Raw genomic sequence first — 19667 nt, 5'->3', positions numbered from 1 at the left:
CGCCTTGGGCACGTGGACGGGCAAATGAGGGGACAACCGCGCCCAAAGCGTGTCCGAAATGCGAAATTCTTGAACTGTAGCCATACCCCTAAAATACAACTGATTTTTCCCTATTCGGATAGCCTCTAAGTGACAAGCGGGCGCTTACTTCGCGCCATGCATATCGTCTCCGTTAATACAGCCCTGCCGCAAGACTTGTTGTGGCAAGGCAAAACCGTACGCACCAGCATTTTCAAGCAGCCCCTAGCGGGCCCGGTAGCCGTACTCGCCGAGCACCTGGCCGGCGACGGCCAAGCCGACCTGCGCGTGCACGGCGGCCCCGACAAAGCGGTGTACGCCTATCCGCAGGAGCACTGGGCCTACTGGCGGCAGTTGCTGCCCGCCGCCCAGCTGGTGCCCGGTGCCTTCGGCGAAAACCTGACCACGCGGGGCTTGCTCGAAACGCAGGTGCGTGTGGGCGACTGCTTCCAACTGGGCACGGCCGTGCTGATGGCCGTGCAGCCCCGCCGGCCCTGCTTCAAGTTGGGCATTCGCCTGGCGCGGCCGGGCATCGTGCACGAATTCGAGCTGGCGCGCCGTAGCGGCATCTATTTTCGGGTGCAGCAGCCGGGCACGTTGCAGGCGGGCGACGCTATTACGCTGGTGCAGGCCTCGCCCTACGCGGCTACTATCCAGGATATGGTTGATTGCCTCGCGCCGGGCCCGCACGATTTGGAGAAGGTGCGGGCGCTGCTGGCAATACCTTACTTATCAGCATCTTGGCGTGAGCGGCTGACTGCCCTGCTGGCCAAGCCTATTTTGATATAAAATGCTAACTATTCATCTAGTGATTTTGCCCTGAATAGCTAAGTGCGTTTGGCGATGTTAGAGATAATTAGGCGTATTAAAAAATATGCGCCAAAAGCTAAACTACCGTACATGATGACGGAACCTAGCCATAAACTGCGTGAATCAGGCTGCACTATTTCAATTCCATCAATTGTTACAGGCTTCGCTACCACTCTACCATCTGCGTAGGTTACGGTCAGCCCACTTTTTGCGAATAGAAGCTCCGAATATGCCCATAGGCGTACCTCTCGCGATTCTGTAGCTGCCAAATCTCCCAGTGATAGGTTGCCGACGGACGTCCCTGCATGTAGGCTGCCACCGCTATCAGTAAACTCATAATAGGCATTGGCACCATGAATGAGGTGGAGCTGAGAGAAAGTCTTTTCGCCCTCGTTCTTAATCACTAGAGTAGACAGAAAATGGTGCATACTAGCGAACTCCGTCACTGGTTGGATACCATCGCTGGCCGTGGGCATACCGTAGATATATAAGGAGTCTGGCAATAATACACGCTCTTTGGGACTGACCCTTGTTCGTAGGGATTTGTACCGTTCCCCAATCAATGCGTCGCGCTTAGCGAGTCTAAGTGACCTTTATTGACCAACTTGCTAGGCAGTGCAAACCGCCCTTCTTGGTAGGTGGCACTCAAGCCACTGATTGGCTCTTGTCGAGATCCGTAAATAGTATAGATAGTCCCAGCCACCGTAGTGAGTACGCCTATAATAGCAAAAATCAAATTTAGTCCTTTAGCGAAACCTGTATCAGACCACGAAACTTTAGGCGTTACTGTTTCTTTCTCATCTTCCTCTTCCATTTTTAGGCTATGATTGTAAGTAACTGAGAAGCGTATTACCTAGGTTGACAAAAGATAGGTGTGCATGTTTGCTTGTGACCTAAGTACTTGTATACTCCCTTAACAAATAGGCAAACTCCTTTTGAAAACAAGCCGGTTAAAATCAGAGATATTGTAAGCCTGATATGACAATTGTTTCCCCAGTTAAAGCAGTTGGTTACTACTGCCCCAGCAGCTGCCCCGCCGCCGCCCACGGCGTGAGCTGCCCCGCCGCCACCGCCGCCCGCACGCCCGGCAGCGCCCCTTGCACGCCCGCCCGGCCGTAGAACTGCGCCTCCAGGGCCTGGCGTACGGCCTCGTCGAGCCATTGGAGCTGCTGCTGGGCGCGGCGCTGCTGCCAGTAGCCGCTGGCCTGGGTTTGGGCGGCGTACTGCTCAATTAATTCCCAGGCTTCGGGCAGGCCCGCGCCGCTCACGGCCGAGCAGGTGCGCACGGGCACCGTCCAGCCCGAGGCGGCGGCCGGGAAGAGGTGCAGCGCGCCCTCGTAGTCGCGGGCGGCGCGGCGGGCAGCCTGCTCATTGCCAGCGTCAGCCTTGGTAATGAGCAGGGCATCAGCCATTTCCATGATGCCGCGCTTCACGCCTTGCAACTCGTCGCCGGCCCCGGCCAGCATCAGCAGCAGGAAAAAATCGACCAGGCCATGCACCGCTATTTCGCTCTGGCCCACGCCCACGGTTTCGACAAAGATGACGTCGTAGCCGGCCGCCTCGCACAGCAGCAGGGCCTCGCGGGTGGCGCGGGCCACGCCGCCCAGGCTGCCGCTGGCCGGCGAGGGCCGGATGAACGCCCGCGGGTGCAGCGTGAGCTGCGGCATGCGGGTTTTATCGCCCAAAATGCTGCCGCCGCCGCGGGGCGAGCTGGGGTCCACGGCCAGCACGGCCAGCTTCTTACCCAGCTTCTCGACCAAGTACAGGCCCAATGCCTCAATAAACGTGCTTTTGCCCACGCCCGGCACGCCCGTGATGCCCAGCCGCAGCGCGCCGCCGGTGCGGGGCAATACCGCTTGCAGCACCTGCTGCGCCAGCGCCTGGTGCGCGGGCAACGTGCTTTCTACTAGGGTGATGGCGCGGGCCAGGGTGCCGCGCTGGCCGGCGGCGAGGCCCTGGGCATAGTCGGCGGCGGAGAGAATGGGAGCAGGCACGGCCGCAAAATACGCATCCGGCCGCTGGGGCAGCCTCCGCGCCGGCCGGGCAGCTGGTTCTTTGCTGGGCGGGGTGGCCCGGCGCACCTAGCCATTTTTTGGTATGAATAGCAGATTAACTTGCCTCATTGGCCGAATACCCCCGCCGGCCCGCTACCCCGGGGCCGTAGTTTTGCGGGTAGTACGCCCGCGCTTCCGGCGTTGCCTTCGTCTATGAAAACCTGTCTTTCCTGGCTGCCCGCCGCCTTGGGCCTGCTGGCCGCCACGCCCGCGCTGGCCCAAAATGAGCTGAGCAACTTCTCGGCCACCGGCCGCGGGGGCGTGGTCAACACGTTTGCCCCCGACTACCAAGCGCTGGGCATCAACCCCGCCAACCTGGGCCGGCAGGGCAACAGCCTCATTTCCTTCACAATAGGGGAGGTGGGCGCGGGCGCGGGCTCGCAGTCGCTGACCAACAGCCAGTTCAAGAAGCTGCTATTTCACGCCAACGACGCGCTCACGGCCGCCGAGCGCACCGCGTTGGTGGCCAACCTCACTAGTAATAACGCGCTCAACATCAATGCCGATGCCACGGCCTTCGGCCTGGCCGTGACCCTGCCGCCGGGCCTGGGTGGCCTGGCCGTGTCGGTGCGCCAGCGCCTGAGCGGCCACGTGGCCCTCAACCAAAATAGCGCCGACATCATCGTGAATGGCCAACAGGCGGCCATCGTGCAGCAGTACTACGACGCGGCGGGCACCCCGCGCGGCGGCACCCCGCCGCCGCTGCTCTCGGCCGCACTCGACGGTACGCAGCTGCAACTAGCGCTCACCAACGAGTTTAATATTGGCTACGGGGTGGAAGTGTTTAACGTGCCGGGCGTTATCAAGCTTACCGCCGGGGCGGGCTACCGCTACATCCAGGGCATTGGGGTGGCCGACGTGCGCATCGGGGGCGGCAGCCTTTCGGCGTATTCGTCGCTCTCGCCGGTGTTCGATATCAATTACGGCAGCCTGGCCAGCAGCCCCACCTTCAACTACCAGAACGGCAGCGGGTTGCAGCCCGTGGGCCACGGCAATGGCTTCGACCTGGGCCTGGCGGCCGAGGTGGGCAAGGTTATCCGCCTGGGCGCGTCGGTTACCGACCTGGGCTCCATGACCTGGACCGGCAACGTCATCACGGCTACCGACCAAAGCCTGACGTTTCCGCAGTACAGCGGCCTCGCCACCTACGACGTGGTGCAAAACATTGTGAACCAGTTTGGCGACAGCGGCAAAACGCTCTTCACCTACCAAACGGCCCAGGAGCGCCGCGCCGACTTGCCCGCCAAGCTGCGCCTGGGCGGCGGCGTGCGCATCTCCGAGCTGTTTGAAGCCGGCCTCGACGTGACGGTGCCGCTCAATAAAGTGGCTGGTAACCTGCCCACTACGTTCATCGGCGCGGGCCTCGACTTTAAGCCCGTGCGCTGGGTACGCCTGAGCACCGGCGTGAGCGGCGGCGCGGGCTACAGCCTGAGCGTGCCGCTGGGCGTCACCTTCGTAACACCCGTGTGGGAAGCCGGCCTCAGCACCCGCAGCGTGGCGGGCTACTTCACCGAGAACAACCCGTATTCCTCGGTAGCGCTTGGTTTTCTGCGCTTTAAGATTGGCAAAAGATAAGTTTAGTGAGTACAAAAGCAGTTAGCCATAAACAAGCGGGCCCCTTGCACATTTCGCGCAAGGGGCCCGCTTGTTTATGGCTAACTGCTTTTATGTCAGTTATTTCACGTCGACTACTTCCACATCGAAGGTGATAACTGCGTTGGCCGGGATGGAGCCCGAGCCCGAGGCCCCATAGGCCAACGCCGAGGGGATGAGCAACGTGGCTTTCTCGCCCTTGCGCATCAGGCTGATGCCTTCATCGAAGCCAGGAATTACCTGCTTGGGCATGGCTCCTACCACAAACGTAAACGGCACATTGTTGGCCTTGGTGGCGTCGAACACCGTGCCGTTCAGCAACTTACCAGTGTAGAGTACCGAGATGGTTTTGCCCGCGGCGGCCGGCACGCCGGTGGGGTTGCTGACGGTGGGCACGAAGTACAGGCCCGAGGTCTGCTTCTGGGCGGTGGTGATGTTGTTCTTGGCCAGGTAGCGGACGATGAGGTTATCGTCGGGCACGGCGAAGCTCGTGTTGATGTCCGTCAGCTCCACCTCGAAGCTGATAACGGCGTTGGCCGGAATGCTGGGGGCGGCGCCGCTCGGGCCGTAGGCCAGCCCCGACGGGATGAGGAACACGGCCTTGTCGCCCTTGTGCATGAGCGAAATGCCTTCCTCCAGGCCCGGAATTATCCGGTTGACTCCCAGGATGAAGCTCAACGGCGTGTTGTCGCGCTGCGACGTAGCGTCGAACACGGTGCCATTGAGCAGCTTGCCCGTGTAGAGGATGGATACTATTTGGTTGGCCGTGGGTTTCGGCGCGGCAGCGTTGGTCGTTACGGGAATGTAGTACAGGCCCGAAGGCTGCTTCTGCGCGGTAGTTATCGCGTTGTCGGCCAGGTACTTTTTAATGGCGGCATCGTCCACGGTGGTGTAGTCGGTCGTGGTTTCGTTGTCCTTTTTACAAGCCGTAGTGAGCAGGCCCGCCGTTAGCAACCACATCAGCACCACGGGCAGCCGGCGCAATTTTCCCGAAAAAAATGATTTCATAAATTGGTTTTTGTGCAAAAATAACCCCGCCGCCTCATACCTGGGAGCCGGCCCGGCCAATAAAGGTTGCGTGGGCCGGGCAAACTACGCCCCGACACCACCCGCTAAGGCTCCACCACGAAGCCCGGCAGCCCGAGTTTGCTGCGCCGCCCGCCCAGCTTGAGGCCATCGTCGACGTAGCCGCAGGCCGCGCCGCTGGTGTTGGGCTGCTCAATCACGCCCAGGAAGGAATTGTCCTCGCGGGCCACGTAGATTTTGCCGTCGGGCCCGCGTTGCAAAGCCCCGATTTTGTGGTTGGAGGAGTGGCCCACCGGCACGGCAACCTTGGTTTTGAGGTCGAATTGCAGTATCTGGGTTTCGCTCATGCCGGCGGCTACTTTCTTATCCTTGGTGTCGCCGTTGCAGGTGCCGTAGAGCAGGCGGCCATCGGGCGAAAACTCGACGCCGTAGGCTTCCTGGTAGGGCCCGAAGCTGCGCGGGTTGCTCACCTTGCCAGTGTTGCGGTCAAAGTCATAGACTTCAAACTTGTTGTTTTCGCGCCACAGAGCGGCGGCCAGCTTGGTGCCATCGGGCGAAAACTTGAGCGCCCCAATGGCGTTGCGGCCGGGCCCGGCGTTCATGCTGCCCACGTTGCTGAGAATGGGCTTGCCGGCCTGCACGCCCTCGGCCGTGACGAGGTAGCTCACGAAGGCGTTGGAGTTCCAGCGGTGGGCCACCACCCACACGTCGCGGCCGTTGGGGTGGCGCACGGCGGCCAGCTTCTCGGCTACCGGCGTGAGTAGCAGGAGGTTGGCACGGGGCACGTCGCCGAGGCCTTCGGCGCGGGTCATGTCGACCACCGAGTAGCGCAGGCCGTCGGGGCTGCCCTGCGGAGCCACCGTGAAAATGTAGAAGATGTTGCCCGAGCCGGGGTCGGGCACGATGAGGGCCGATTGCGTGCTACTGCCGCTGCCCAGGAGGCGGCGGCCGCCCGGCATGGGCTGGTGCTGGCGGTTCCACACGGTTTGGCCGTCGGTGTAAAACAGCAGCTCACCGCGCTTGGTGGTGGCCACGGCGCAGCCTTCGTAGGTGGTCATGGCCCCGTCGAGCAGCGGCGTGGGCGCGCCGTTGGCGAAGCTCAGCCCGGCCTGGCGGCCAAAGTACCACAAGTCGGTAGGCCGCTGGGCGCTAGTGGGTTGGGTAAAAAAGGCGAAAACGAAAAGGGCAAGAAGGAGCCGGCGCATGGGCAAAGTAGGGAAGGATGAGTACCCGCTTCAACGAAAAAACCGTGCCGGGTGGTGTGCCGGGCCGTAGCGCGAACTTTCCAGTTCGTGCGCGCAGCGAGCATCCGGGACCGGCTGCCGACCTACGCAAGCTGCTCGCTGCGCTCGCGCACGAACTGGAAAGCTCGCGCTACAACCCGGCGGCGCATTTCGTATCTTTGTAGGCGTTTATGACCCCTTTCCGGCCGCTTATTTTCAAGCTCACCCCACCCTGAATACCGGCCAGAAACCCTGTTGCCGCCGCTTCCCAGCCGAAGCGTGCGGCTTTTCTTTTGCCTATACCTCAGCTTTTTATGCAGTTTTCGCTTTCTTATTTCAGTCAGTACAAAGTCAACGTTAAAGACGAAGTGCTGGCGGGCCTCACCACGGCGCTGGCCCTGGTGCCGGAGGTGGTGGCCTTCGCACTGCTGGCCCACATCAGCCCGCTGGTGGGCATCGGCTCGGCCTTTGTTATCTGTCTTATTACCAGCGTGTTTGGCGGTAGGCCGGGCATGATATCGGGCGCGGCCGGCTCGGTGGCGGTGGTTATTGTGAGCCTGGTGGCCCAGCGGGGCATCGAGTACCTTTTTCCGGCCGTGGTGCTGATGGGCGTTATCCAGGTGGTTATTGGGCTGCTGCGCTTCGGTAAGTTTATCCGGCTGGTGCCGCAACCGGTAGTCTACGGCTTTGTTAATGGCTTGGCCGTCATCATCTTCATGGCGCAGCTAGAGCAGTTTAAGGTGCGCGATGCGGCCGGCGCCATGCACTGGCTCGCGGGCCCGGCGCTGCTGTTGATGGCGGGCCTGGTGGCCCTGACGATGGCCATCGTGTACGTGTTGCCCAAACTGACCAAGGCCGTGCCGGCTTCGCTGGTGGCTATTATCGTGGTGTCGGCGCTCGTTATTGGCGGCGGGCTGCAAACCAAGTCGGTGGGCGACATCGCCTCCATTGCGGGCGGGCTGCCCGTGCCGCACCTGCCGCAGGTGCCCTACACCTGGCACACGCTGGGGGTGGTGCTGCCCTATGCCTTCATCATGGCGCTGGTGGGCCTCACCGAAAGCCTGCTCACCCTCACCGTGGTCGATGAAATGACCGATACCCGCGGCCGCGGCAATCAGGATTGCGTGGCCCAGGGCCTGGCCAACGTTGCCTCGGGCCTCACGGGCGGCATGGGTGGCTGCGCCATGATTGGCCAAACGATGGTGAATCTCGAATCGCGCGGGCGCGGGCGGCTCTCGGGCGTGGTGGCGGCGCTGGCGCTGGCGGGCTTCGTGGTGGCCGGTTCAGGGCTCATCGAGCGGCTGCCGCTGGCGGCGCTGGTGGGTGTGATGTTTATGGTGGTTATCGGCACGTTTGAGTGGGCCAGCTTGCGCATTTTGCGCCGCATGCCGCTGCCCGATGTGCTGGTAATGCTGCTCGTGACGCTCGTAACGGCCATTTCGCAAAACCTGGCCCTGGCCGTGCTACTGGGCGTGGTAGTGTCGGCCCTCAATTTTGCCTGGGCAAATGCGCAGCGCATCCGGGCGCGCCATCACCTCGACGCGGCCGGCGTGAAGCACTACGAGCTCTACGGCCCGCTGTTTTTTGGCTCGGTGCAGGCTTTCGGCGAAAAGTTTGACGTGGCCCACGACCCCGCCGAGGTGGTGCTCGACTTCCGCGAGAGTCGCGTGGCCGATATGTCGGCCCTCGACGCCCTGCACAAACTCACCGAGCGCTACGCCCGCGCCGGCAAAACCCTGCACCTGCGCCACCTCAGCCCCGATTGCCGCAAGCTGCTGGGCAACGCCGGTGCCATTATCGACGTCAATATTCAGGAAGACCCTACCTACCTGGTATCGGGGGCTAATACAGCGTATTAGTTGGGTTATTAAGTAATTGATTTTTAGTAAGTTATCAAAAACATCATCAATGCGGGTCAGCTGCCAACGTGTGGTGCGTTTCAAAGTAAGCGTAGCCCGGCACCAGCCCTCGCCAAAAAGCGGCATTTGGGTTGACCGCGCGCTGCCGCAACTCGCTATCTACCAACGGAAACGGGAAAATATGCACCGCCAGGCTGGCCTGCCCGGCCGCCCGCGCTGCCACGGCCAGCAGATACACCTCGTCGATGCCCGCGTCGGTGAGGGGCAGGCAGCCCACCGTCACGTTGGAGCCGTGCAGGAAGATATCGCCGCCGGGGTCGCCCAGGCCGATGGCCAGCAGGTCGTCGGACGTGGGGTAGTCGAGGCCCAGCGCGAGGTGAAAGGCGCTCCTTGGCTGGAAGCGGTCGATGGTGTAAAAGCCTTCAGGCACCTGCCCGTCGCCGGCCTGGCGCTTGGGCCCCAGCGAGCCCGAAACAGCCGCCAGCGGGTAGCCGCCCAGCAGTCGGAATGCCGCCTCGCCGTGGTTGCGGGCCCACACTTCCAGCGTCCGGCTGGTTTTGATGAGTCGAAAAAATACCTCCAGCCGGGCCGGGTCGAGGTGCTGAGCTTGCAGGCGGCTGGCCAGCGCGGGCCAGCAGCGCGCGTAGGCCACCCACACCCGCGGAAAGGTCAACTGCTGGGGCCAGCAGTCGGCCGTGGCGGGCGGCAGGCCCGGCTGGGCGCAGGCCGGGCCCAGTAAGCCCAGCAGTAGGCAAGCCGTTAACAGTGCGCGCATAAGCGTAAAATAGGGTTGAGCCTGCCCAACGTTTCGGGGGCGGCCGGCAGTATAAGCCCCGCGCATTCGCCCCCGCGCCCCGCATCTTTGTGGTCTATGAACCCCGCTACTCTCTTTCATTTCCTCGAAAACCTGGCTCAGCACAACGAGCGCGACTGGTTTCAGGCCCACAAAGAAACCTTCGACCAGCTCCGGGCCGATTTTGAGCAGGACGTGGCCTACTGGCTGCGCGAGCTAACCCAGGACGAGCCCGCCCTGGCCGGCCTGGAGCCCAAAAAGTGCATCTTCCGCATCTACCGCGATGTGCGTTTTTCCAAGGTGAAGGTGCCGTACAAAACGCACTTATCGGCCTACTTTGCCGTGGGCGGCAAGCAAAGCGAGGGACCGGGCCGCTACATCCAGGTGGGCCCCCACGGCCAGACGCTGGTGGCCGGCGGCATCTACGAGCCTACCAAGGAGCAGCTAGCCGCCATCCGCCAGGAAATCGACTACGCGGCCGAAGACCTGCACGCGCTGCTGGCTACGCCCACCGCCCGGCAGCTCTTCCCGCAGGGTATGGGCGGCGCGCAACTCAAGAAAATGCCGGCTGGCTACGAAGCCACCCACCCCGAGGCCAACTGGCTGCGCCACAAGAGCTTCCTGCTCAGCCACCCGCTGCCCGATGCCGAGGTGCGCTCGCTCAGCCCCGACGCTTTTCGGGCGCAGGTGCTGGCCGCGCTGCGCGGCCTGGGTCCGTTTTGCGACTGGCTGACCGCCGCCACGGCCAAAGAGTAAGCTGCCTGTTTGTTAGAAATTCAACACTTCCTCTTCGTGGCCGCTGCGCAGCAACGCGCTGATTTTCTTACCGTTGCCCTCGGCGTTTACAATGTTCATCTGGTCGGAGAACAACTCCAGCAGCATGTCTTGCTGAATAAGCAGCTCCTTGGTGGGGCGGGGCAGCGGCACTTTGGCGTAGAGCCAGTAGGCATCTTTTTCGGGTTGCAGGCCCAGAAACTGCACGTCGAGCGGGCGGCGCGGCTGGCGCGGGGCGGCCGGCAGGCTCAGCTTCAGGTGCTGGTGCAGATAGAGTTCGGCCAGGGGCAGCGCGCCCGGCGAGCGCAGGTCCACGGCCTTGGCCTGGCCCTGCGAAAGCGCCCGGCTGAAGTCGTCGGTAAACACCTTCAGGGCTAGCTCTACCTGCTGCTTTTGGGGGTTGAGCTTGAGCTCCAGAATGCTGGTGTGGTAGGCGTGGCGGGTGCCCGCCGCGCCCGGCAGCCCCAGTAGCACGAGGGAAAGGAGAAGAATGCGCCGCATAATGATAGGGAAAAACGAAGCCAGAAACCAGTCGTCCTTGCGAGCGCAACGAAGTGAAGCGCGGCAATCTTTCCTTTTCCGTGGGGTTAGTGCCCCCGACGTGAAGGAAAGATTGCCGCGCTCCACTTCGTTGCGCTCGCAAGGGCGATTAAAAAAGTTTCATAACCTGCTTAATGACAATAACATAGGCCATAAGCGCCAGAATCAGCATAGTGCCCACGCGCTGGGCACCTTCCAGAAACTTCTCCGACGGTTTGCGGCGCAGAATCATCTCGTAGAGCAGAAACAGCACGTGGCCGCCATCAAGAGCCGGAATGGGCAGCAGGTTCATGAAGGCCAGCACCATGCTCAGCGTGCCCACCAGGCTCCAGAAGTGGGGCCAGTTCCAGACGCCGCCAAACTGCTGGGCAATCTCCACCGGGCCGCCCAGGCTTTCCGACGCCGACGCTTCGCGCTTCAAAATCTTGCCAAACGCCTTGGCTTGCAGCGTAATAACGCTGAAGGCCTGCTTGGTGCCCTGCGGTACCGACTCGCCCAGGCCATAGTAGCGGGTGCTGAAATTGAGCTCCGGCTTGGGGCGCACACCGATTTTGCCGGCGGCGCTCACGGCCACGGGCAGCGCCAGCGACTGGCCATCGCGGGTTACCGTGATGGGAATGGTCTGGCCCTTGTAGCGGGGCAGCGTGCGCAGCAACTCGTCGTAGTACCGGATGGGCGTGCTGCCAATCTGGGTGATACGGTCGCCCACCTTAATGCCCGCTTTGGCAGCGGGGTTGCCGGCCACTACCTCGGCCAGGGTAAAGGGCGAGCGGGCCTCCACGAAGAGGCTGTCGCCCTGCTTGTTGAGGCGGTCGAAGAAGTTCTTGGGCAGTTTGGGCAGGTCGATGAGCTGGCCGCCGCGCTCCACGGTGTAGTAGGTCTCGTTGTTGAGCAGCACGTTGGGGTCGTACACCTCGTTGAACTCGGTGAAGGGCCGGCCGTTGATTTTCACCACTTGGTCGCCATCGCGGAAGCCGATGTCGCGGCCCAACTTGCTGGTAACCACGCCGTAGCGCGCCTCAGTGGCGGGCAGGTAGCTTTCGCCCAGCTTGTAGGTGAGGGCCGAGAAAATGACGATGCCCGTAATCACGTTCATGATGATGCCGCCCAGCATTACCAGCAGGCGCTGCCAAGCGGGCTTGGCCCGAAACTCGTCGGGCTGCGGCGGGCCGGCCAGCGCGTCGGCGTCCTGCGTCTCATCCACCATGCCGTGGATGGCCACGTAGCCACCCAGCGGAAACCAGCCGATACCATACTCCGTGTCGCCTACTTTCTTCTTGAGCAGGCTGAAATTCCAGACGTGCGGCAGCGGAAACAGGAAGTCAAAAAAGATGTAAAACTTCGTGACTTTAATCTTAAAAAGCTTGGCGAAGGCAAAGTGCCCAAATTCGTGCAAGCCAACCAACAGCGAAAGGCCCAGCACCAGCTGGCCAATCATAATGAGAATTTCCAAAAGAGAATGTTACGTTAAGCTGTCATCCTGAGCTTGCGAAGGACCTTATCACGCTCGCGCCGGTTGGGAAGGGTAATTCTGACGAAAGCAGCCGTGATAAGATGCTTCCTTCGTCAGCAGAACAATGATTGTTAGAGCAAACTGGTTGCTACGCGCCGCGCTTCGGCATCGGTGGCCGCATAGTCGGCCAAAGTTGGGTCTGCAAGATACGGTACCCTTTGCAGGCAGTCGGCCACCACATCGGCCATGCCCAGAAAGCTTACCTGGTCTTGCAAAAATGCGGCCACCGCTACCTCGTTGGCCGCGTTGAGTACGCAAGCAGCGGTGCCGCCGCGCTGCATGGCCGCGTAGGCCAGCGGCAGGTGGCGAAACGTGGCCAGGTCGGGGGCCTCGAAGGTGAGGGTGGGGTAGTTGAGAAACGAAAACCGCGGAAAATCATTCCGCAGCCGCTGCGGGTAGCCCAGCGCGTACTGAATGGGCAGCTTCATATCGGGCAGACCCAGCTGCGCTTTCAGCGAGCCGTCCTCAAACTGTACTAGCGAGTGCACGATGCTTTGGGGGTGCACCACCACGTCAACTTGGTCGTTGCGCAGGTTGAAAAGCCACTTAGCCTCAATCACTTCCAGGCCCTTGTTCATGAGCGTGGCCGAGTCGATGGTGATTTTGGCCCCCATCGTCCAGTTAGGGTGCTTCAGCGCCTGGGCCTTGGTAATGTGCGCCAGCTCGGCGGTGCTGCGCCCCCGAAACGGCCCGCCCGAAGCCGTAAGAATCACCTTTTCGATGGGGTTCTGCGCCTCGCCTGCTAGGCACTGAAAGATGGCCGAGTGCTCCGAATCGACGGGTAGCAGCGGCACGCCGTACTCCTGTACCAGCTTGGTTATCAGCTCACCGGCTACTACCAGCGTTTCCTTGTTGGCCAGCGCAATGGCCTTGCCCGCCCGAATGGCGGCCACCGTGGGCGCGAGGCCTGCGTAGCCCACCAGCGCCGTGAGCACCACGACCACATCAGGCCGCTGCACCACCTCGGTGAGGGCGGCCGCGCCGGCCAGCACCTGGGTTTCGGGCTGGCCAGCCAGGGCGGCCTTCACCTCTTGGTAAAATTCGTCGTTGATGACCACGGCGGCCGGCCGAAACTCCTGCGCCTGCTGCACCAGCAGCTGCCACTGCCGTCCCGCCGTGAGCACCGCCACCCGAAACCGGCCGCGCTGCTCGCGCACCACGTCCAGCGCCTGCGTGCCAATGGAGCCCGTGGAGCCCAGCAGCGCCAAGCCTTTAGGAGAAGATGTTATCGAAAAAGAATCCACCAGATAAGTAGGGTTGGGAATAGAAGCTCAAAGGTAAGGGGAGCACCGCGGGGCCTAAGCTCCGCCTTATCCATTTTGCCCGGCGGCCCGTAAAGTTTGGGGTAGCAGCACTGCTACGTTTTCCTTTTCTACGCTCCTTTTAGATATGTCTGTTAAACTCAAACCGCTCGACCGACAGGTCATCGTTATTACCGGCGCTACCAGCGGCATTGGCCTGGCCACGGCCCGCGCCGCCGCCAAGGCCGGGGCCCGCCTCGTGCTGGCCGCCCGCTCGCAAGCCGACCTCGATACCGTGGCCCGCCACATTGGCGGCAATATTGCCACCGTGGCTGCTGACGTGGCTGACCCCGACGCCGTGCGCCGCATCCACGAGGCCGCCCACGCCAACTTCGGGGGCTTCGACACCTGGGTCAATAATGCCGGCGTTGGCATGTGGGGCAAGCTGGAGCAAGGCAACCTCGAAGACTTTAAGCGCTTGTACGACACCAACTTCTGGGGCGTCGTTAATGGTTCGCTCGAAGCCATTAAGCACCTCAAAAAGCACGGCGGCGCGCTCATCAACCTCGGCAGTGTGGTATCGGATGTGGCGGTGCCCATTCAGGGCATGTACGCCTCCAGCAAACACGCCGTGAAGGGCTTCACCGATGCGCTGCGCATTGAGTTGGCCGATGAAAAAGCCCCCGTGTCGGTAACGCTCATCAAGCCGGCCGCCATCAATACGCCCTTCCCCGAGCACGCCCGCAACTACCTGCCCGAAAAGCCGAAGCTGCCTCAGCCGGTGTATGCCCCCGAGGAAGTGGCCAACGCCATTCTGCACGCCGCCGTGAACCCCATGCGCGACGTATTTGTGGGCGGCGGCGGCAAAATCATGAGTAGCATCAACAAATACGCCCCCGGCATAATGGACTGGGTAGAAGCCAAAACCGGCGTGGCCCAGCAGAAGCAGGCAGGCACCAAAGCCGTGAACCCCGCCGGCTCGCTGTACCGCCCCAGCGGCCCACGCGCTAAAGCGCGCGGCAACAACCCCGGCCACGTAATGGAAACCAGCCTCTACACCCGCGCCCGCCTAAACCCGGTAGTGGCCGGCGTGGTGGCAGCTACCACACTGGCCACCACTATCGCCCTGTTCATGGGTAAAAAGTCGCCAACTGTCAAGCCAGCGGCGTTCAACGGGCCGCTGGTGCCCGCCACCGATGAATAAATAACGCGAGGTTTCGCGAAGTAAAAAGAGGTTTCGCAAGGGGAAGGAACAAGCTGTTCTCTTACCTTGCGAAACCTCTTTTTACTTCGCGAAACCTCGCGCTTTCTACGTTAGCTTATCCAGCGCGGTGCGCAAGCGCGGCAACGCGGCCTCAATAGAAGCCTGCGACTCGGCCCCCACCGACAGCCGGAACCACGGCTCCGACGCCTCCGCCCCAAAGGCGCTGAACGGCACCACCGCCAGCCCGGCTTCGGTGAGCAGATAGGAGGTAATTTCCTTGGTGGTAGCCAGCACCTCGCCGGCCGCCGTAGTGCGGCCCAGTACATCGATTTTGGCGGTGAGGTAGATGGCTCCCGCCGGCACAATGGCATCCACGGGGTAACCGCGTGCGCCCAGGTCTTTCAGGCCACGGTATGCCGCGTCGAGGCTGCCTTGCAGGCCCGCCTTCAACTCGGCCAGGAAGGTATCGACGGCCGCCGTCTGGGGTAGCAGAGCGGCCGTGGCTACTTGCTCGGCCTTGGGGGCCCAGGCCCCAACGTGGCCTAATAGACCTTTCATCTTGTCAATCACCTGCTTGGGCCCAAAGGCGTAGCCCACGCGCACGCCGGTAGCGGCAAAGCACTTCGAAATACCGTCGATGTACACCACGTAGTCGCGCAGGGCGGGCCGCAGGCTCACGGGGTCGAAGTGCTGGGTCTGACCGAAGGTTAGGAGCCAGTAAATCTGGTCGTACAGAATGTAGAGCGGCTTCTCGTCGGGGCCGCGGCGCTGGTTTTCGGCTAGCACTAGGTCGCAGATTTCTTCCAGGCCTTCCTTCGTAAATACCGTGCCCGTGGGGTTGAGCGGCGAGCACAGCGCCAGCAGCGTAGCGCCGGCCAGCTGCGGGGCCAACTCGTCGGCAGTAGGCATAAAGTCGTTTTCGGGCTGGGTGGGCACGGTCACCTGCTGCGCTCCCGAGAGGTGGCAGTAGTGGGTGTTGTTCCACGACGGCACCGGGAATACCACGCGGTCGCCGGGGTCCACCAGGGCCAGGTAAGCGGCGTAAATAAGCGGGCGCGAGCCCCCGGCCACCAGAAACTCGTCGACGGGCGAGTAGTTGAGGCCTAGGCGTTTGCGTAGAAAGTCGGCCGCAGCCTGGCGCATGTCGGCGGTGCCGGCGGCGGGCGGGTAGTTGGTCTGCCCGGCCTGGTAGGCGGCAATTACCCCATCGCGCAGCTCGGCCGGAATGGGAAACAGCTTGGGGTCAAAATCACCAATGGTAAGGTTGCAGATGGTTTCGCCCTGGCGAATCTGCTCGCTCACGGCATTGCCAATCTTAATAATTTCGGAGCCGCTCATCTGGTCGGCCAGCCGGGAAATACGCATAGGATAGGAGGTAGGGAGAGAGCACTAAAGACTCTCAAAGGTATCAATTGTTGCAAGAGCGGCGCTTTACCAAGGCAGGCGTAGCGCACCATTAGCGCGGTTTCCAGGTCCCTTGTCCGCGCTAATACGCCAAAGCAGGCCACAAAAAAACCGGCCTTCCCGCGAAGGGAAGGCCGGCACACTCTTTATGGCTAAGGAAAGCGCAGCTTACGCGGCTACTTTGGGAATCACGTTCAGACGGCGCTCTTTGATACGAGCAGCTTTGCCCGACAGGCCACGCAGGTAGAACAGACGAGCACGACGCACCTTACCGCGACGGATTACCTCAATTTTGTCGATGTTAGGCGACAGCAGCGGGAAAATCCGCTCGGTACCAATCTGGTTCGAGATTTTGCGAACGGTGAAAGTCTCCCCGTTGCTGCTGGGGTTGCGACGCTGGAGAACCACGCCCTGGAACTGCTGAATGCGCTCCTTGTTACCCTCACGGATTTTCACGTGGACGATAATGGTGTCACCGGCTGCAAACTTGGGAAAGCTGGCGCGGCGCTCCTGGCCTTCGGCATTGATAAAGTCGAGTAGTACGCTCATGGCGAAAAAAAGAATTACGAAGTAGGCAGCGCCGCTGCCCGCTGGTTGGTATTTTGCGAAACGGAGCGCAAAGATAGAAAATTAAGCGCAGAAAAGCAAGTGCTGGGTCGTTAATTAACTGGCAGCGGCTTGATTAATGCAACAAATCGGGCCTTTTGGCCTGGGTGTGGGCTAGCGCCTGCTCGTGGCGCCACTCCTCAATCTTGGGCGTGTTGCCCGAAAGAAGAATGTCGGGCACGGCTAGCCCGCGCCATTCGGCCGGCCGGGTGTACACGGGAGGAGCCAGAAGGTCGTCTTGGAAAGAGTCGGAGAGGGCTGATTCTTCGTTGCCCAGCACGCCGGGCAACAGTCTTACCACGGCATCGACCAGCACGGCCGCGCCCAACTCACCCCCACTCATTACGAAATCACCGAGGCTGATTTCGTGCGTAACGTATTGGTCGCGAATGCGTTGGTCCACACCCTTATAGTGGCCGCACAGCAGGATAATGTTGCCCAGCAGCGAAAGTCGGTTGGCCAGCGGTTGGCGTAGCACCTCGCCGTCGGGCGTGAGGTAGATGATGGCATCGTAAGTCCGTTGGGCCTGCAACTCATCAATCCAGGCCGCAATGGGCTCCACGCGCAGCACCATGCCCGCCCCGCCCCCAAACACGTAGTCATCAAGCTGGCCATGCTTGTTAATCGCATAGTCGCGCAAGTTGTGCACGTGGATGGCGGCCAAACCCTTATCCTGCGCCCGCTTCACAATGGAATGGGCAAACGGGCTTTCGAGCAGCGCCGGCTGGCAGGTGAGAATGTCTATACGCACCGCGGATTTACGGATTTAACGGGTTTCACAGATACGCCTGCTGCGCAGGCTGGCTAGCTTTGGGGCTAGTCGGCGTTCGGGTTTTTGTGTGCGCCGGGGTTCATGTAGATGTCCAGCAAGCCGTCGGGCATGTTGACAAACAGCTGCTTTTTCTCCATGTCGGCGTGGCTCACCAGCTCATCCACCACGGGCAGCAGCACTTCCTGGCCTTGGTAGCGCATGGCCAGCACATCCTGCTGCGGAAATTCGTAGAAGTTCTCTACTAGGCCCAGCGCGCCTTCTTTCTCGTCAATTACTTGAAAGCCAATGACATCGTGAAAGTAGAACTGCGCTTCGCCGAGTGCCGGCAGCTCGCTTAGCGGCAGCCAGAGCTTGGACCCGCGCAACGGCTCGGCCTCCTCAATGCGCTCGATGCCCCGCAGCTTGAGCAGCACGCGCTGGCCCGCTTGCGGGTTCACGCGCTCTATCTGGTAGGCGGTGAGCTTGGTAGGGGTGGCGGCCAGGGCCAGGAACACGGTTTTGAGCCGGTCGTAGGTCGAGGCGTCGTCCACGTCCAGCTGCGTTACCATCTGGCCTTTCAGGCCGTGCGGCTTCACTATAAAGCCAAGCTCAAAGCATTCGTCGAGCGTCATGCGCGGGGAGGAATAGGGGCAGTAAAAAAGTGGGTACGCCGACCTAAACACGAACGTCATGCCGGGCAGCGCACGGCATGACGTTCGTGTTCAATAAGTTAGCAAGCCAGGGCTAGCAAGCCTATGCGGCGGCTTCGGCCGAAGTTTCGGCGGTTTCCGTCGTTTCCTCAGTAGTCTCTTCAGCAGCAGGGGCAGCGGGCGTAGCGGCGGCCAGAGCAGCAGCTTGCTTCTGCGCCAAGGCGGCGGTGCGGGCTTCCTTCACTTTGGTTTCGGCAGCTAGGGCGTTAACGCGGGCTTCAGCTTTCGTGTCGGTGAGGCCAGTCTTCTTGGCTTCGATTTTGTTGTTCTTCTCGTCCAACCACGTCTGGTAGCGCTGGTCAGCAACTTCCTGGGTCAGCGCACCTTTAACTACACCCAGCTGGAGGTGACGACGCAGCAATACGCCACGGTAGGCGAGCATAGCGCGGACGGTTTCAGTAGGCTGAGCACCGGTCATTACCCAGTAGAAAGCGCGGTCGCTGTCGTAGGTAATGGTAGCGGGGTTGGTGTTGGGGTTGTAGGTACCAAGCTTCTCGATGAAGCGGCCATCGCGGGGAGCGCGGGCGTCGGCTACTACGATGTCGTAAGTTGCGGCCTTCTTGCGGCCACGGCGGGCGAGGCGGATTTTAACTGCCATAAACCTTGGGGGTTGTGCGATGCATCTCGTGCATCTGGGTGAGATTGTTTTCCCTGTTTGGGGCCGCAAAGGTACGGAGAATCAGGGCAATAAAAAAGGCCGAAGTGAAACTTCGACCTTTTTATGTAGGGTAAGCTTTAGCTTGTCGTCGTGCGCCTAAGCGGCCTGCGCCAGCTTTTTGACTCGCTGCTTGGGCTGCACGTTCTTGCGCTTTATCTTAATAATACGGGCTTTGTCCAACGTCCAGATAGCCACGTAAGTAGGGTCAAATTCCCACCACTTTACACCGAAGTTTACGCGCATCGGCAGCTTGTGGTGGTTGTTCTGAAATAGCTCACCAAAGGCCAGGAAATCCAGGGCCAGCGTGTTCTTGCTCTTGTCGTTGTTATCGAAGTTCTGGTAGCCGTATTTGTGGCCGCCCCAGTTTACGATAGCGCCGTGAATCGGGCCCATCAGGAAGTGAATGGGGAGCAGCAGATACTGCCACCAGGCGGTAGCAAAGCCGATGTAGAACAGCACGTAGGCCGTGCCCCAGCCCAGGCGCGAGTACACGGTGCCACCAAAAGCCTCCAGGGCTTTCCACTGCGGGATATCCCCATCGAAGCGCTCGGCCAGCTCATGCTTGTCGTTGAGCACATCGTTGTAGATGTTCTTGGTCTTCCACATCATGTCGAACGCGTTGTTCGAGAAGTGGGGCGAGTGCGGGTCCAGCTCCGTGTCGGAGTAGGCGTGGTGCATGCGGTGCAGCAGCGCATAGGCCCGCGGCGACAGGAAGGAGCTGCCCTGGCAGACATACGTGAACAAGTAGAAGAAGCGCTCCCAGAACTTGTTCATGGTGAACATTTTATGCGCCGCGTAGCGGTGCAGATAAAACGTCTGCGTGAACAGCGATAAGTAATAATGGGCAACGAAGAAAACCAGGATGGCCATTCGATAATGAAAAAGGTGTG

20 protein-coding genes are annotated in these 19667 nt (G+C 61.1%); 6 read left to right on the top strand and 14 right to left on the bottom strand.

Translation table 11 applies throughout. From position 1 onward, the window contains the following. The first annotated feature begins 156 nt into the window (after positions 1 to 156). Entirely contained in the window at positions 157 to 807 is a 651-nt protein-coding gene (locus QMK33_RS10000; protein WP_283564438.1) for an MOSC domain-containing protein, read from the top strand. Positions 808 to 845: 38 nt separating this feature from the next. Here QMK33_RS10000 and QMK33_RS09995 read toward each other — a convergent pair whose 3' ends face one another. Both QMK33_RS09995 and meaB read right to left on the bottom strand, forming a co-directional pair. Next, positions 846 to 1232, bottom strand: a complete 387-nt coding sequence (locus tag QMK33_RS09995) for a hypothetical protein (RefSeq protein WP_283564437.1) — start codon at positions 1230 to 1232, stop codon at positions 846 to 848. Positions 1233 to 1841: 609 nt separating this feature from the next. Then, positions 1842 to 2822: a methylmalonyl Co-A mutase-associated GTPase MeaB gene (gene meaB / locus QMK33_RS09990; protein WP_283564436.1), complete on the bottom strand. Its 981-nt coding sequence runs from the start codon at positions 2820 to 2822 to the stop codon at positions 1842 to 1844. Positions 2823 to 3035: 213 nt separating this feature from the next. On the opposite strand from meaB, the gene QMK33_RS09985 reads away from it, so the two are divergent. After that, the gene (locus QMK33_RS09985; protein ID WP_283564435.1) at positions 3036 to 4457 is read left to right on the top strand and encodes a DUF5723 family protein; all 1422 of its coding nucleotides are present in this window, start codon (positions 3036 to 3038) and stop codon (positions 4455 to 4457) included. Positions 4458 to 4556: 99 nt separating this feature from the next. On the opposite strand, the gene QMK33_RS09980 is transcribed toward QMK33_RS09985, so the two are convergent. Next, a complete protein-coding gene (locus QMK33_RS09980) occupies positions 4557 to 5483 on the bottom strand; it encodes an FKBP-type peptidyl-prolyl cis-trans isomerase (RefSeq protein WP_283564434.1) in 927 nt (308 codons plus the stop codon). Between the two features lie 104 nt (positions 5484 to 5587). Continuing rightward, the gene (locus QMK33_RS09975; protein ID WP_283564433.1) at positions 5588 to 6706 is read right to left on the bottom strand and encodes a hypothetical protein; all 1119 of its coding nucleotides are present in this window, start codon (positions 6704 to 6706) and stop codon (positions 5588 to 5590) included. A gap of 17 nt (positions 6707 to 6723) precedes the next feature. On the opposite strand from QMK33_RS09975, the gene QMK33_RS09970 reads away from it, so the two are divergent. Further along, positions 6724 to 6909, top strand: coding sequence for a hypothetical protein (locus tag QMK33_RS09970; protein ID WP_283564432.1), 186 nt, complete (start codon positions 6724 to 6726; stop codon positions 6907 to 6909). 129 nt (positions 6910 to 7038) lie between these two features. Beyond that, positions 7039 to 8583 carry a SulP family inorganic anion transporter gene (locus QMK33_RS09965; RefSeq protein ID WP_283564431.1) on the top strand — a complete coding sequence of 515 codons (1545 nt, stop codon included), beginning with the start codon at positions 7039 to 7041 and terminating at the stop codon, positions 8581 to 8583. A gap of 46 nt (positions 8584 to 8629) precedes the next feature. On the opposite strand, the gene QMK33_RS09960 is transcribed toward QMK33_RS09965, so the two are convergent. Further along, positions 8630 to 9358 (bottom strand): L,D-transpeptidase family protein, encoded by a 729-nt coding sequence (locus tag QMK33_RS09960; RefSeq protein ID WP_283564430.1) that lies wholly within the window; start codon positions 9356 to 9358, stop codon positions 8630 to 8632. A 96-nt stretch (positions 9359 to 9454) separates the two neighbouring features. Here QMK33_RS09960 and QMK33_RS09955 point away from each other — a divergent pair, with 96 nt between their 5' ends. Beyond that, the gene (locus tag QMK33_RS09955) at positions 9455 to 10132 is read left to right on the top strand and encodes a DUF2461 domain-containing protein (protein WP_283564429.1); all 678 of its coding nucleotides are present in this window, start codon (positions 9455 to 9457) and stop codon (positions 10130 to 10132) included. Positions 10133 to 10144: 12 nt separating this feature from the next. On the opposite strand, the gene QMK33_RS09950 is transcribed toward QMK33_RS09955, so the two are convergent. From QMK33_RS09950 to QMK33_RS09940, 3 genes are all read right to left on the bottom strand, one after another. Continuing rightward, a complete protein-coding gene (locus QMK33_RS09950) occupies positions 10145 to 10651 on the bottom strand; it encodes a DUF6702 family protein (protein WP_283564428.1) in 507 nt (168 codons plus the stop codon). Positions 10652 to 10799: 148 nt separating this feature from the next. Next, the gene (rseP, locus tag QMK33_RS09945) at positions 10800 to 12143 is read right to left on the bottom strand and encodes an RIP metalloprotease RseP (protein ID WP_283564427.1); all 1344 of its coding nucleotides are present in this window, start codon (positions 12141 to 12143) and stop codon (positions 10800 to 10802) included. 131 nt (positions 12144 to 12274) lie between these two features. Beyond that, entirely contained in the window at positions 12275 to 13447 is a 1173-nt protein-coding gene (locus QMK33_RS09940) for a 1-deoxy-D-xylulose-5-phosphate reductoisomerase (protein ID WP_283564426.1), read from the bottom strand. Positions 13448 to 13592: 145 nt separating this feature from the next. On the opposite strand from QMK33_RS09940, the gene QMK33_RS09935 reads away from it, so the two are divergent. Then, on the top strand, positions 13593 to 14648 hold the full coding sequence (locus tag QMK33_RS09935; protein ID WP_283564425.1) for an SDR family oxidoreductase: 1056 nt from the start codon (positions 13593 to 13595) through the stop codon (positions 14646 to 14648). Positions 14649 to 14753: 105 nt separating this feature from the next. Here QMK33_RS09935 and QMK33_RS09930 read toward each other — a convergent pair whose 3' ends face one another. The 6 genes from QMK33_RS09930 to QMK33_RS09905 all read right to left on the bottom strand — a co-directional run bounded on the left by QMK33_RS09930 (position 14754) and on the right by QMK33_RS09905 (position 19647). Then, positions 14754 to 16013: a pyridoxal phosphate-dependent aminotransferase gene (locus QMK33_RS09930; RefSeq protein ID WP_283564424.1), complete on the bottom strand. Its 1260-nt coding sequence runs from the start codon at positions 16011 to 16013 to the stop codon at positions 14754 to 14756. Positions 16014 to 16220: 207 nt separating this feature from the next. Then, complete coding sequence (gene rplS, locus QMK33_RS09925) at positions 16221 to 16601, bottom strand: 50S ribosomal protein L19 (protein ID WP_283564423.1); 381 nt, start codon at positions 16599 to 16601, stop codon at positions 16221 to 16223. 133 nt (positions 16602 to 16734) lie between these two features. Then, on the bottom strand, positions 16735 to 17409 hold the full coding sequence (gene trmD, locus QMK33_RS09920) for a tRNA (guanosine(37)-N1)-methyltransferase TrmD (RefSeq protein WP_283564422.1): 675 nt from the start codon (positions 17407 to 17409) through the stop codon (positions 16735 to 16737). Between the two features lie 65 nt (positions 17410 to 17474). After that, on the bottom strand, positions 17475 to 18041 hold the full coding sequence (gene rimM / locus QMK33_RS09915; RefSeq protein WP_283564421.1) for a ribosome maturation factor RimM: 567 nt from the start codon (positions 18039 to 18041) through the stop codon (positions 17475 to 17477). 121 nt (positions 18042 to 18162) lie between these two features. Then, a complete protein-coding gene (locus tag QMK33_RS09910; RefSeq protein WP_283564420.1) occupies positions 18163 to 18717 on the bottom strand; it encodes a 30S ribosomal protein S16 in 555 nt (184 codons plus the stop codon). 156 nt (positions 18718 to 18873) lie between these two features. Beyond that, on the bottom strand, positions 18874 to 19647 hold the full coding sequence (locus QMK33_RS09905) for an acyl-CoA desaturase (protein ID WP_283564419.1): 774 nt from the start codon (positions 19645 to 19647) through the stop codon (positions 18874 to 18876). Positions 19648 to 19667: the final 20 nt, after the last annotated feature.

Origin of the sequence: Hymenobacter sp. H14-R3, assembly GCF_030063445.1 — a bacterium.
GTDB lineage: Bacteria > Bacteroidota > Bacteroidia > Cytophagales > Hymenobacteraceae > Hymenobacter.
The sequence above is the reverse complement of the archived record's forward strand: the minus strand, read 5'-3'. Positions and strand labels throughout refer to the sequence as shown.